The organism is Paenibacillus sp. HGF5 (assembly GCF_000204455.1).
Classification (GTDB): Bacteria; Bacillota; Bacilli; order Paenibacillales; family Paenibacillaceae; genus Paenibacillus_AQ; species Paenibacillus_AQ lautus_A.
This window is the reverse complement of the sequence record NZ_AEXS01000168.1, coordinates 13,333-26,966: the sequence shown is the minus strand read 5'-3', so window position 1 is coordinate 26,966 and position 13,634 is coordinate 13,333. Positions and strand designations below refer to the sequence as shown.

The following is a 13,634-nucleotide window of genomic DNA, read 5'->3' as shown; positions in this document are numbered from 1 at the left end:
GATGATTAAATTCTTCATGCAAGCTAAAAGGCGGGTGTTCACATATGTCAAAGCAAGCCGATGTGTTGGTCATCGGCGCGGGAGTTGCCGGTACGAGCTGTGCCCTGCAGCTTGCCAAGCAGGGGCATCGTACGATCCTGCTGGATCGCCAATCCTTTCCGCGCCACAAAACCTGCGGCGAATTCATGTCCCCAGAGACCCGAGAGATGCTGGAATATCTGGGTGTCCATCTTCAAGTCCAGGAGGTGAACCCCGCTGCGATGGATCATGCCTCAATCGTGATGCCTCATGGCGGCGTCATCACCGCACCGTTACCGGGTAATGCCACCGGCATCAGCCGTTACGAGCTGGATCGCCTATTGCATGAGAATGCCTTGAGCGCGGGTGCGGAGATTGTAACGGGGTCTACCGTGACCGAGATCCGGAAGCGGGGCGATCAACGTTATGAAGTCGAAACGAGGCAAGGGAACGAACAGGTTCGGTATGAGGCAAGAGCCGTCATTGGAGCCTACGGAACTAAGAAACCGCGCGGTGTTGCTTCAGCCGAAACATATCGCGATGATACCGTGTATGTCGGCGTAAAGTCGCATTTTGCCGGCATCACAGTGCCTTCCAGGGTAGAGTTGTATTTTTGCGAGGGCGGTTATGTCGGGATATCGCCGGTCGAGAATGGGAAGGTCAACGTGGCTGCATTGCTGACCTTGAATTCGGTACAAGGAAGCGGCAAATCGGTACCCGAAATTCTCAAAGCCGCATCACGCTCGAACAACAGGTTAACTGAACGGTTGGCTGAAGGAGAGCCGGTTGAGGGCACCCAGGTATCGATCGCCCCGCTTCGTTTATCCGACAGACCGGAACCGTGGTCGCAATATCCGCACATCGGCGATGCCATGCTGATGCTTCCGCCGCTTTGCGGAGACGGAATGTCGGTTGCCCTGCGTTCATCTCTGCTGTGCTCCGGCTGGACCGACAAATATTTAAACGGAGAAATCAACTTCGCTCAATGGCAAAATCAGTACACGCACGAAGCCAATCGCACCTTTGCGCAGCTGCTTCGAAGGGCGAGAAGAATTCAGAATCTGGCTTTTGCCAAAAGCAATCGCTTCTATCCCGGTATCGTACGGATGATCCCCGGACTGGCTTCCTATATCGTCAAAGCCACCCGTTTATCCGAATCGGGCATGGGCACCAGATAGGCCGCATCCTTGCGGCTTTTTTGTTTGCTGATGTTCAGATCCATGGATTGACCGGTGATAAACAATCGCTTATTATATCCTTGTATTAATAGACGAAAGTTAATAACATCTATATTATAAACGAAATACGGAGGGTTGTACTATGCAGGACAAAAATACGGCTAAACCGCCTTGTATCCTTCGAAACACCCTTGATTTCCAGTTCCAAATCGCTTGGCAGATGCTAGATTTGCATCTCACGGGCCTTCAGGACGAGGAGTTTTTTTGGCGGCCTGCCTCGAAGGGGCTTCATGTTTATCGAGAATACGGAATCTGGCGCGCGGAATGGCCGGAATCCGAGGAATACGATATCGGCCCGCCCAGCATATCCTGGTTGACATGGCATATCACCTACTGGTGGACGATGGTGCTGAACCATTCGTTCGGAAACGGGTCGATGAACCGCAACGATATCTATTCTGCTGGGAGCATTCAAGAGGCCAGAGAGCGGATTAACGATTTGAGACTGCGATGGGAACGTGAAGCGGCGGCGTTGACGGACGATGCGTTTCTTTCGACGGAACGAACCATGTGGCCTTTCACGGATCAACCCTTTCATAAGCTGGCGGCCTGGCTTAATGTCGAGCTGATGAAAAATGCGGCTGAGATCGGCTATGGTCGATTCCTATATGCTGTAAACAGGAAATAATAGATGAATCCCCGGTGTCAATCATCGTATAATGAAACTTAATTGGCTATGATGCGAGTCAATATCTTAAATGGGAGGGAATTGAATGCGCATACAATATGACCGTTTTCCGAATGGCGCCAAGAAGGCAGTGACGCTTAGCTTTGATGATGGCCGCGAATATGATCGGAAATTGGTCAAGAAGCTGAATGAGTACGGAATACGGGGCACGTTTCATTTGAACAGCGGAACGCTTGGCAAAGACGGATACATCGACCCTTCGGAGGTCGCATCCTTGTACCGGGGGCATGAGGTATCCGCGCATACCGTGGATCATCCCTTCCTTGAGCAAATACCTACCGAACAAGTGGTGGAGCAGGTTGTAGAGGACCGGAAAGCGTTAGAAGCTCTGGTTCATTACCCCATTAAGGGAATGAGTTATCCGTTCGGCACTTACAGTGAACAAGTAATCGGCCTTTTAAGATATGTCGGCATGGAATACGCTCGCACGGTAAACAGCCATGGCTCGTTTCATAAGCCCGATGATTGGCTTCGTTGGCATCCGACTTGTCACCATAAAGAAATGGTGGAATACGCGGAGAAGTTCGTGGATATGCAGCAGATTTTCTCTAGAATGACCATCCTGTACGTGTGGGGCCACAGTTATGAGTTCGAGAACGACCGCAACTGGGATCTCGTCGATCGGTTCGGGGACATGATCGGCGGCCGGAATGATATCTGGTATGCCACGAATGCCGAGATCTATGCATACTGCAGTGCGTTGGACCAACTTCGTTTCTCGGCAGATAGCCGGATGATCCATAACCCCAGTGCCTTAAACGTATGGATTAGCGCAGATGGCGAGCCTTTAGAGATCAAAGGTGGTCAGATGGCGCGATTGTAGATTTGGATGGTGGAGCCCAGCGTAGACTCAAGTTTTTAAGCATAAGATAAAAGAGGGATGCAGGACTGCTGTGTGCATGTCTTGCCTCCCTCTATGTACATGAGTTCAGTTTTCGATGACGATGCGACTCAGCTTAAGATTCACCGGCGCAGCAATCGTATCGCCCACAGGGCATTTACTCTCCAGGAATGCCACGAACGACTCCACCTTATCGGCGGGCGATGGTGTCTTGATGTAAAACGTATATCGAATGTCGGAGTATCCGGGGCGTACCTCGGAGCGGTTAAAAAATCCGTCCAGATCCAAGTCGCCTTCGACGTCTACCCTGAAATCCTCAAGCACCACATCGAATTTCGGCGCATAAACGCGGGCTACGATCGATTGGCATGCACCCAAGGAAGCAAGCAAGGCTTCGACGGGATTCATTCCGGTATCGGTACCGCCGAGACTTTGAGGCTCATCAATGACAAGCTCGAATTGTCTTGCTTTCGTTATGACTTTTACCCCTTCTTTCAATTGGGCGGTAGCTTTAAACGTTTGAACATTTGGCATGTGGAATCTCTCCTTTTCCGGGCAGCCCAAGGTTGGACGGTTATTTGCCGATTTTTAATACATACTATTTTAGTGGGGATAGTATGAATTATAATTCTAATGATTCGGATCTGTCAATATTATATAAGGTGGGCAGGGATCGCCATGCGAGCCGTAGTGGGTCAAAAAAAGAACGTGTTTTCATATTGAAAACACGTTCTAATGGAACTATTATTTTTCGGAGGCCTGGTTTTGCTGTTTCAGCAAATCGCGAATCTCAGCCAACAAAACTTCTTCCTTCGACGGAGCCGGCGGTTCTTCGGCTTTGATCTCTTCTTTGCGTTTGAAGCGGTTGAGCGTTCGGATGAACATGAATATCGAGAAGGAGACAATCAGGAAGTCCACGACGGTTTGAAGGAAGACCCCGTAAGTCAGCGTTGCGTCCCCGATGGTAGCCTTCAGCCCTGATAAATCCACTCCGCCAAGAAGCAAGCCAATCACCGGCATAATGATATCGCTCACGAGCGAGGATACAATCTTGCCGAAGGCCGCCCCTATGATCACCCCGATGGCCAAATCCAGCACATTACCCTTGAGTGCGAAGGTTTTAAATTCTTTTAACAAATTCATAATCGGTCACCTGCTTTTCGATCCATATGATTAGGCAGCTAGCTGCCACTCGAATTATCCTAACAGCAACCCGCTATTTGCGCAAGATCGGAAAGTCGGATATGATCCTTGGCCTTTGTTCAGAATATTGAAATGGTGAGACTCCCGAGCCGGTTGACCAATGGGAGGTTTTCATGTTAAGTTTTTTTATATTCGAACTATAATGAGTGATCATGCAGAGGAGGGATAAAGCGATGACTGAATTAGAGGTTGTAGATGTTTATGTGAACCTGTCGAAACGGGGAACACTAGACAAGGTTCACATCATAACCAATCAGATACCGGAACTTTATCCTTCTATATTCATATACAGGCATGCTTAGCGATGACTTGATCAATCGCTTGGTTTCTTTATGGTATAGTTAGGTTAACGTTAGCGTGGATAGCACCGGGATCAGGTGTTATTTGCGCTTTTTTCGTTCTGAAATATCGCCATAGAGGAATGAGTAAAATGTCATTAATTAATGTAACGAACCTAACCTTTGCTTATGAAAGCAGTTATGATCCTATATTCGAGAATGTGAGCTTTCAAATCGATACCGATTGGAAGTTAGGATTTACCGGAAGAAACGGCAGAGGGAAAACCACGTTCTTGAACCTGCTGCAGGGCAAGTATGAATACAGCGGGAATATTTCGTCCGCCGTGAGCTTCGACTATTTTCCTTACCATGTCGAGCACAAGGAATATCTTACCCAGGATGTAATCGAAGAGATTTATCCGGAGTATGTTCATTGGCAAATCGTGCGCGAGCTTAACTTGCTGAAGGTATCGGAAGATGTTCTGTATCGGCCTTATGCATCATTGTCGAACGGAGAACAAACCAAAGTGATGTTGGCGGCGCTCTTTACCAAAGAGAACCGCTTCCTGTTGATCGACGAGCCGACCAATCATCTTGACATGCATGCGAGAAAATCGGTCAGCGACTATCTCAACAAAAAAAGCGGGTACATTTTGGTATCTCACGATCGAGCATTCCTGGATGACTGTGTCGATCACATCCTGTCCATCAATAAAACCAATATCGAGATTCAAAAGGGCAATTTCTCCGCGTGGTGGGAAAATAAAAAGCGACAGGATCAATTTGAGCTTGCCAGTGACGAGAAACTCAGGAAAGACATTAAACGATTAACCGATTCTGCCAAAAGAACGGGAAATTGGTCGCATGAAGTAGAAAAAACGAAAAACGGCACCAGAAATTCCGGCTCCAAAGTCGATAAAGGGTATATTGGCCACAAGGCAGCCAAAATGATGAAACGCTCCAAAAACCTGGAGCAGCGGCAACAATCCGCTATTGAGGAAAAATCGAAGCTCCTTAAAAACATCGAGAGCTCCGAGAGTCTTGCGATTTCCCAGCTCGAGTATCACAAAAAGCAGCTGGTCGAGCTGGAGAATGTATCCATTTCGTATGGCTCCAAGACGGTGTGTGAGAACGTAAGTTTCACGATCGAACAAGGGGAGCGAATTGCCCTTTCAGGTAAAAACGGATCAGGAAAATCCAGCATCCTGAAATTAATATGCGGAGAAGATCTGCAGTACACGGGACATCTCAGCAGGGATCGTCAGCTGAAAATATCCTATGTATCCCAGGACACGTCCCATCTTCGGGGCAGCTTGTCGGATTATGCCACGAGCAGCGGAATTGACGAGAGTCTGTTTAAATCCATTTTGCGGAAGCTCGATTTCTCGAGGCTCCAGTTCGAAAAGGATATTTCGACATATAGCGGGGGACAGAAGAAGAAGGTCCTGATCGCCAAAAGTCTTAGTGAGCAGGCTCATTTGCATATTTGGGATGAACCGCTTAATTTTATTGACGTTATTTCCCGTATGCAAATTGAAGAGCTATTGCTGGAGTATGCACCAACCATTCTGTTTGTGGAGCATGATCGTGCATTTTGCGAAAATGTCGCAACGAAAATCGTTGAGCTTGAAGGCAATCAAGAAGCATAAGAAAGAAACAAGGCGGTTATCCCGGGAAGAAGAGGGAGTTCGGATTAGCTAGCCCATGGTTCTTTAAATGGTAAATTTCAAAAAAAGCTGTCCGCACATTAGCGGCAGCTTTTTTTACATTAATTCGCAATTGAAAAGAAATTTGAATGTTTTTGGCATGTTAGGATAAAAACAGAAAGGAAGTCATAAAAGCAGGCTGGTATAACATTTCATTTACTTATATGAGGGAGTGTAGAATCGATGATTAGCAAAGTTGGTCAAATTATGGTGTATGTATACAATCAGGAAAAAGCCGTGAAGTTTTGGACTGAGATGCTAGGATTTGAAGTTATCGCTGAAGAGAACAACGGTGAAATGAGATGGATTGAAATCGCTCCAACGAAGGAAGCAGAAACAAGCATCATTCTGCATGATAAGGAACTCGTAGCCAAAATGTCGCCAGAATTACATTTGGGCACACCGTCCTTAATGTTGTTCACGGAAAATTTCGATGCGCTGCATCGTCATTTAACCAGCCACAATATCACGGTCGGCGAAGTGGTACATTTGCCTTCCGGCAGAGTCTTCAATTTTGCGGATGACGAAGAGAACTATTTTGCTGTCATGGAAAAATAAGATTAACCATTTCATCAGATCAACCCTAGATCATATGGATGTAAAGTCGCCTATTTGGCGGCTTTTTTGTATGAAAGAAATATCCCTGCTGAAATATGCATTAGCCGGCCGTTCCTAACAGCTAGATGGCGGGCGTTATACTTTTTTTCTGTATTCGCTATAATGGATACAGTGCTTTGAGGAAGGGAATGTCATACATGAAGAAAGTCATCGTCATAGGGTCTGGAATTCTGGGGGCATCGGCCGCCTATCAGTTAGCCAAAATGGGAGCGGAAGTCCTCGTTATAGACCGCAAAGATCAAGGGCAGGCTACGGATGCCGCAGCAGGAATTATATGTCCCTGGCTGTCGCAAAGGCGGAATCAGGCATGGTACCGATTGGCCAAAGCCGGCGCACGCTTTTATCCTGAGTTCATAAACGAGCTTATCAGCGAGGGCGAGACAGACACGGGCTACGCTCAAGTCGGCGCCCTTAGCATTCATGAAGATGTGAACAAAATCAGTAAGATGGAGGAGCGGGCCCATGCTCGAAAAGCGGAAGCTCCGGAAATCGGCGAGATCACACCGCTGAATGAGGAAGAGACCCGTGAACGGTTTCCTTTGCTCCAGGAAGGCTATCATTCCGTTCATATCAGCGGCGCTGCCCGTGTCGATGGTCGGGCGCTGCGAGATGCGTTGATCCGATCAGCGCAAAGGCACGGAGCCGAGCTAATAAACGGGAATGCCGAGCTGCAGTATCAGGCGAGCCGCGTAACTGGAGCCGTAGTCGGATCCAAGCGCTACTCGGCTGATGAAGTCATCGTCTGTGCCGGCGCCTGGGCAAAACAACTGCTGCAGCCTTTAGGCATTCATTTTCAGGTTCACTATCAGAAAGCGCAAATCATGCATGTAGAGGTGTCCGATCATCGTGATACAGGAGACTGGCCGGTGATCATGCCGCCTTCGGATCAATATTTGCTCGCTTTCGATAACCGAAGGATCGTGATCGGGGCGACTCACGAAAATGATATCAAGGACTACGATACGAGGGTGACCCCTGGCGGCATGCAGGAAATCCTGAATAAAGGATTGGCATTGGCGCCTGATTTAGCGGACAGCACGTTTCAGGAGGTGCGAGTCGGTTTTCGTCCGTTTACGCCCGGCTTTCTTCCCGTCATCGGCCCAGTTCCCGAGTGGGAAGGGCTGATTACGGCAAACGGGCTGGGAGCGTCTGGACTAACGATGGGGCCATTTCTAGGGTATCAGCTGGCAAAGCTGGCGCTCCGCATGCCGCTGGATATCGATATCCGTGATTATGATGTTCGTAAAGCCATGGAAGAAGCCCAAATTTGAAGCTTCGGCTAATCAGAGCAAGGAATGGATCACAGATATATCCTCCATGCAGAAGAATACTGGATATCTAAAAAGCCGCGATCATATCGCGGCTTTTATTGATGAGTATGGCGAAGACTCCGATATTCTAGACGGTCGTTAGGGATTCGTTCATGCGGTTAGCTTTCAGCTTGCCAAACAGGAACCGCACGATCGGGCCTACAATGAGGAGTTGAAGCGGCAGCGCAAACACAAAATTTTTAATAAAAATGGAGAAGTAGCTTCCAAGCAGCGATTCACCAGGCAGGCCGTCGGCATAGTAAGAGGACGCCAGACCGTACATGGACATAAAAGTCACCATCCCAATCACCATAAAAAAGGCCATTGCCACGATCATGATCATTTTGCTGGATTTGTTGCGCGTAATGGAAAATACGATTTTTTTGGCTGCAGGGCCGACAACAAACAGCTCCAGCAGGAAGGCAATCATAAAGCCCAGAACAAACTGCAGGAGTACGGCTGCAAGCGATATGTTTCCGATCAATCCGTTCGTGATCAGATTGTAGGTGGTCATCATGATGACCATTCCCACACACATCATCATACCAAAATAGAAATTTTCTTTCTTTGTAGTTGGCACTTTCATCATCCTTTCTAGTTACCTTTGTAATTATAGGGATGGGGAAAAGCTCCTCGTAAGTGAAAATTCTGTGAACATTTACAGAAAAGTTTCTGATGCAACGAAATTCTGTGACTTAATATATTGCGAATCTGCAACCGTTTGTTTCGGTTATCATCGTGAAATCATGCGGTTAGATTTACTGCTCTTGGGGGCCAATTTGCTAATTCCATCGTTTATGGCTTGATTATCCAAGATCAGCATTTTATAATGAGTAAAAACTCACTCAATAAAAAGGAGGAGCAGCTTGCCACGTACAAAGGAACAATACGAAGAAATGCGTAACGCAACCAGACAAAAAATACAATCCGCCGGAATGCGGCTTTTTGTTCAAAAAGGGTTCGGCTCCACGAATGTGCAGGACATAGCGGATGCAGCCGGTATCAGCATCGGGCTTTTATACCGGCATTACAAAACAAAAGAAAGCTTGTTTAATGAACTTGTTGAATTTGCGCTTAACGGCTTGACCCAAATCATCCAAACCTTCGAAGACGCTGATTCGCCGAAAAAACTCATGACGCAGTTTGTTGATGAAATTTATCACGATATGCAGGATGGGGAAGAGCTTGCCAATTTGCTGATTCTCATGAATCAGCTGTTCTTCTCCGGTGATGGAGCCAATCGGAAACAAGCTGAGGTTTTAGAGGTAAATGGTCGGCTGTTGCGTTCTACGGCCGCACTTATTAAGAAGGGACAGGAGTCAGGCGATTTCCGTTCCGGAGATCCCCAGGAAATGGCCGTGTTGTTTTATTCGGCATTGCAGGGCCTGGCTGATATGAAAGTGATATTGAAAAACAACTTCGTTATGCCATCACCGAGCGTACTCACATTATTCCTGTTCAAGGAGGGAGAGTGATTATGTTTACAGTTAGGAAAGCCGATCAATTAGAAATGGATGTAAGAATTCAAATGTCCCGTATTTTTGCAGATGGGTTCTCGCAATGGCTTGGATATTTCTCTAAAGATAAGGAGCAAATCGCCAGAGCCTTTGCCCACATGTTTAACCTGGACCAATTTTATGTTGCCGTTGCCGGCGACAAAGTGGCTGGAATGGCTGCATGTTCGGACGGCACCTCTTTATCCGTGAAACTCAACAAAAAAGAGCTGCGAGAGCATTTGGGATTATATAAAGGCAGCCTTGCGCACATGTTTTTGAAAAAGGAATTTGAAACGCCACTTGCGAATCCGTCTCCGATCAAGTGTTCGATTGAGTTTGTGGGGACGGCCGCGGAATATCGAGGACAAGGGGTAGGCTCGCTGATCATAGGCCATATTCTTGAAGCTGCCCCATACCGTGAGTTTTTAATAGAAGAGGTAGCCGATACGAATATACCAGCGATGAAACTCTACGAAAAGATGGGTTTTAAGGAATACAAACGGACCACGATTCCCCCAAAGAGAGCAGGAAAAATAGGCATTAATCATATCGTATCTCTAAAGCAAGTAAAATGAGAATCACGGCTGGATCCACTAGCATAGATCCGTGAATGTCAGCTTACATGTAAGGGGATGGCCATATCGGTTCAAACGATATTGTGGATTCATAGTCCAAAAGTTGTAATAACGGGTCACTTCCTGGTTGAAAAGTAATAAACGAATAACAGCGGACCTATACGATATTACGGACCTCCGGCAGATGTGCGGATATCCATATCATGATAGGGTAAAGGCAGGATCAGGCAGCCATTGTAAGTGAAAACAAACGATGCCGCGTCGAATCCTCCTTTTTTACATGAAAATGACCACATTACGAAATTGGTCAATTGGTTCTGAAACGGGAATTATTCTGTCCGAATATGGGCAAATACAAAGAGATGAACAGGGATGATGGAGGGAGATCGCATGACACAAACCAAGGAAGTGCCTCAGCCTAAAACCTACGGTCCGCTCGGCAATCTGCCGCTGCTGGATTCCGCCGCTCCGGTCCAATCGCTTGTGAAGGTTGCCTCCGAGCTCGGACCGATCTTTCAATTTCAATATCCGGGCGGACGAAAGGAACTGTACGTTTCGGGACATGAATATGTCAAGGATGCTTGTGACGAGAAGCGGTTTGATAAACGAATCTGGGCACCGCTGCAGAATGTCCGCCCATTCGCAGGGGATGGATTGTTTACGAGCGCCACGCAGGAGCCCAACTGGAAAAAAGCCCATAACATTTTGCTCTCCAGCTTCAGCCAGCGCGCGATGCAAGGCTACCACACCAAAATGGTCGATATCGCCATGCAGCTGATCCAGAAATGGGCTAGGCTCAATCCGGACGAAACCGTGGACGTTCCTGCAGACATGACGCGCTTGACGCTGGATACGATCGGCCTCTGCGGATTTAATTACCGGTTTAACAGCTTTTACCGCGAAGACAACCATCCATTTATCGACAGCATGGTGCGGGCGCTGGATGAGGGCATGAACCAGCTTCATCGTCTGGGCATCCAGGACATGTTTATGATTAAAAAGAAACGGCAGTTTCAGGAGGACATCCAGTTCATGTTCTCCCTTGTGGATGAGCTCATCCAAGATCGCAGAAAGCACGGCGGAGAAGAAGGGGATTTGCTGGCGCATATGCTGGAAGGCGTCGATCCCGATACAGGCGAGTCTCTTGATCATGAGAACATCCGTTACCAGATCATCACCTTTCTGATCGCCGGACATGAGACGACAAGCGGGTTGCTGTCCTTTGCCATTTATTATTTGATGAAAAATCCGGAAGCCTTGTTTAAGGCGGTCAGCGAAGTGGACCGCGTACTGAAAGATCCCGTTCCGACCTATAACCAGGTGAGGGAACTCAAATATGTCCGCATGGTACTCAACGAGTCGCTGCGCTTATGGCCAACGGCGCCTGCTTTCTCCTTGTATGCAAAGGAAGATACGGCGATCGGGGGAACCTATCCCATTAAGAAAGGGGACAGCGTGACCGTCCTAATCCCAGGGCTCCATCGGGACTCGCGGGTGTGGGGGGACGATGCGGAAACGTTCAGACCCGAACGCTTCGAGGATCCGAGCCAGGTGCCGCATGACGCCTACAAACCGTTTGGTAACGGCCAACGAGCCTGCATCGGGCAGCAGTTTGCGCTGCAGGAAGCAACCCTGGTGCTTGGTTTGGTTCTCAAATATTTCGAACTGATCGATAACCAGCCTTATGAGCTGAAAGTGAAGGAAACACTCACTCTGAAGCCGGAAGGGTTCCGGATTCAGGTTCGAAGCCGTCAAGGCGGGACGGCTCTCCTGGTACCGGGTGGCGGTCAAGTTGCTTCACTCGAATCGAAGAAACGGGATGATGTCAAGTCAGATCCTTCGGCGGCATTTGCCCATCATACGCCGCTGCTCGCATTGTACGGTTCCAATCTGGGCACGGCTGAGGGAATTGCCAGAGAGGTGGCGGATGCTGCGAAGCACCAAGGGTTCGACAGCCAGGTGGGCACACTGGACGAATATGCAGGAAAGCTTCCGAAGGAAGGCGTCGTAGTCATCGTTACTGCTTCGTACAACGGACAACCGCCTTCCAATGCCAAGACTTTCATGGAATGGCTGGAGAACGCGAACGAATCCGAAATTGAGGGCGTTCGTTACGCGGTATTCGGGTGCGGAGACCATAACTGGGCAAGCACGTATCAGCGTATTCCCCGCTTCATCGACGAGCAGCTTGCACTTAAAGGGGCGCAGCGTTTGATCCAGCGCGGCGAAAGTGATGCAAGCGGCGATTTTGAGCGGGAAGTCGATGAATGGACGGAGCATTTATGGCCGGATTTGATGCAAGCACTCGGATTGCCGGTTACGGCGGTTCATGGACTGAAACGCAGCGCCTTGTCCGTTCGGTTCGTCCAGGGGGCGGCCGCCGTTCCATTGGCGGAAACCTACCGCGCCGTGACGGGGCGTATCGTGCTTAGCCGCAATCTGCAGCATGAGGGCAGCGGAAGGATCACGCAGCATATCGAAATCTCGCTCCCGCCGGAAACGGAATACCTCGAAGGCGATCATCTGGGAGTGCTTCCGGTCAATCCAAAGACACTGGTTCAGCGAGTACTTCGAAGATTCAAACTGAACTCGGGCTCCCATCTCATGTTGTCTGCAGAAGGAAGAAGCGGCGCGCATTTGCCGACCGGTATCCCCGTCCGACTCGACGATCTGCTGTCCCGCAGCGTCGAACTGCAGGAACCGGCTACAAGGGCGCAGATACGGGAAATGGCCGCTAGCACGGTATGTCCGCCGCATGCCAAAGAGCTCCAAGAACTGATAGAGGAAGCGAGCTATCAGGCCGAAGTTCGGGCCAAACGGATCACCATGCTCGACCTGCTGGAGCGGTATGAAGCCTGCGAGCTGCCGTTTGAACGGTTTCTTGAGCTTCTGCCGCCATTGAAGCCGAGATATTATTCGATATCCAGCTCACCGAAGGTTAGCCGGAATACGGCAAGCATCACGGTTAGCGTCGTTCGGGACCGGGCATGGAGCGGCAAGGGAGAATATCGGGGCATTGCTTCGAACTATTTGGCCGAATTGGAAACGGGCGCGGAGGTCTTGATGTTTATACGCTCTCCCGAGTCGGGTTTTGCGCTGCCGAAGGATCCGGCCACGCCCATGATCATGATCGGACCAGGCACGGGCGTTGCACCGTTCAGGGGATTTATCCAAGCGAGACAAGCGCTTCGGGAGGCAGGTCAAGAGCTGGGTGCCGCGCATCTGTACTTCGGCTGCCGGAATCCGGAGCAGGACTTCCTGTACCGCGAGGAGTTTGAGCGGGCAGAGCAGGAGGGGCTGGTCACTTTGCATACGGCTTTCTCGAGGGTAAGCGGAGCGGAGAAATGCTATGTTCAGCATTTGATGAAACAAGACGGAATGTTATTGCTGTCGCTGCTTGAGGGCGGAGCGCAAATGTACATTTGCGGCGACGGCTCCCGGATGGCTCCGGAGGTGGAACAAACGCTGATTCGTTCCTATCAGGAGCGTCATGGCGTGAATGCTGAAGATGCTGCTGCCTGGCTGTCGGGTTTGGAGTCGTCAGGACAATATGTAAAAGACGTCTGGGCTGGTTGATTGTCATGCCGGAAGGGAAATCTCCTGAGTTTCCAGGATCTTATTTGTGATAAAATGATCCTAATACCGAGCTTTGGAAACAGATCG

The 13,634-nt window shown here is 49.0% G+C and carries 12 protein-coding genes; 9 read left to right on the top strand and 3 right to left on the bottom strand.

From position 1 onward, the window contains the following. Positions 1-44 precede the first annotated feature (44 nt). The 3 genes from HMPREF9412_RS28225 to HMPREF9412_RS28215 all read left to right on the top strand — a co-directional run bounded on the left by HMPREF9412_RS28225 (position 45) and on the right by HMPREF9412_RS28215 (position 2,767). Positions 45-1,196, top strand: a complete 1,152-nt coding sequence (locus HMPREF9412_RS28225; protein ID WP_009595299.1) for an NAD(P)/FAD-dependent oxidoreductase — start codon at positions 45-47, stop codon at positions 1,194-1,196. 142 nt (positions 1,197-1,338) lie between these two features. Continuing rightward, a complete protein-coding gene (locus HMPREF9412_RS28220) occupies positions 1,339-1,884 on the top strand; it encodes a DinB family protein (RefSeq protein ID WP_009595302.1) in 546 nt (181 codons plus the stop codon). Between the two features lie 85 nt (positions 1,885-1,969). Then, the gene (locus tag HMPREF9412_RS28215; protein WP_009595308.1) at positions 1,970-2,767 is read left to right on the top strand and encodes a polysaccharide deacetylase family protein; all 798 of its coding nucleotides are present in this window, start codon (positions 1,970-1,972) and stop codon (positions 2,765-2,767) included. Between the two features lie 105 nt (positions 2,768-2,872). Here the strand turns inward: HMPREF9412_RS28215 and HMPREF9412_RS28210 are convergent, their stop codons facing one another. Both HMPREF9412_RS28210 and mscL read right to left on the bottom strand, forming a co-directional pair. Then, the gene (locus tag HMPREF9412_RS28210) at positions 2,873-3,319 is read right to left on the bottom strand and encodes an OsmC family protein (RefSeq protein ID WP_009595285.1); all 447 of its coding nucleotides are present in this window, start codon (positions 3,317-3,319) and stop codon (positions 2,873-2,875) included. 210 nt (positions 3,320-3,529) lie between these two features. Continuing rightward, positions 3,530-3,928 (bottom strand): large conductance mechanosensitive channel protein MscL, encoded by a 399-nt coding sequence (mscL, locus tag HMPREF9412_RS28205; RefSeq protein WP_009595292.1) that lies wholly within the window; start codon positions 3,926-3,928, stop codon positions 3,530-3,532. Positions 3,929-4,418: 490 nt separating this feature from the next. On the opposite strand from mscL, the gene HMPREF9412_RS28200 reads away from it, so the two are divergent. From HMPREF9412_RS28200 to HMPREF9412_RS28190, 3 genes are all read left to right on the top strand, one after another. After that, the gene (locus HMPREF9412_RS28200; RefSeq protein WP_009595267.1) at positions 4,419-5,915 is read left to right on the top strand and encodes an Lsa family ABC-F type ribosomal protection protein; all 1,497 of its coding nucleotides are present in this window, start codon (positions 4,419-4,421) and stop codon (positions 5,913-5,915) included. Between the two features lie 240 nt (positions 5,916-6,155). Further along, entirely contained in the window at positions 6,156-6,530 is a 375-nt protein-coding gene (locus HMPREF9412_RS28195) for a VOC family protein (RefSeq protein ID WP_009595297.1), read from the top strand. A gap of 197 nt (positions 6,531-6,727) precedes the next feature. After that, entirely contained in the window at positions 6,728-7,861 is a 1,134-nt protein-coding gene (locus HMPREF9412_RS28190) for an NAD(P)/FAD-dependent oxidoreductase (protein ID WP_036673862.1), read from the top strand. A 127-nt stretch (positions 7,862-7,988) separates the two neighbouring features. Here HMPREF9412_RS28190 and HMPREF9412_RS28185 read toward each other — a convergent pair whose 3' ends face one another. Beyond that, positions 7,989-8,480: a hypothetical protein gene (locus HMPREF9412_RS28185; RefSeq protein WP_036673873.1), complete on the bottom strand. Its 492-nt coding sequence runs from the start codon at positions 8,478-8,480 to the stop codon at positions 7,989-7,991. 286 nt (positions 8,481-8,766) lie between these two features. Here HMPREF9412_RS28185 and HMPREF9412_RS28180 point away from each other — a divergent pair, with 286 nt between their 5' ends. The 3 genes from HMPREF9412_RS28180 (at position 8,767) to HMPREF9412_RS28170 (ending at position 13,547) form a co-directional block, all read left to right on the top strand. After that, the gene (locus HMPREF9412_RS28180; RefSeq protein WP_009595273.1) at positions 8,767-9,375 is read left to right on the top strand and encodes a TetR/AcrR family transcriptional regulator; all 609 of its coding nucleotides are present in this window, start codon (positions 8,767-8,769) and stop codon (positions 9,373-9,375) included. Positions 9,376-9,377: 2 nt separating this feature from the next. Then, positions 9,378-9,971, top strand: coding sequence for a GNAT family N-acetyltransferase (locus HMPREF9412_RS28175; protein ID WP_009595280.1), 594 nt, complete (start codon positions 9,378-9,380; stop codon positions 9,969-9,971). A gap of 390 nt (positions 9,972-10,361) precedes the next feature. Next, positions 10,362-13,547, top strand: coding sequence for a bifunctional cytochrome P450/NADPH--P450 reductase (locus HMPREF9412_RS28170; RefSeq protein WP_009595290.1), 3,186 nt, complete (start codon positions 10,362-10,364; stop codon positions 13,545-13,547). Positions 13,548-13,634 lie beyond the last annotated feature (87 nt).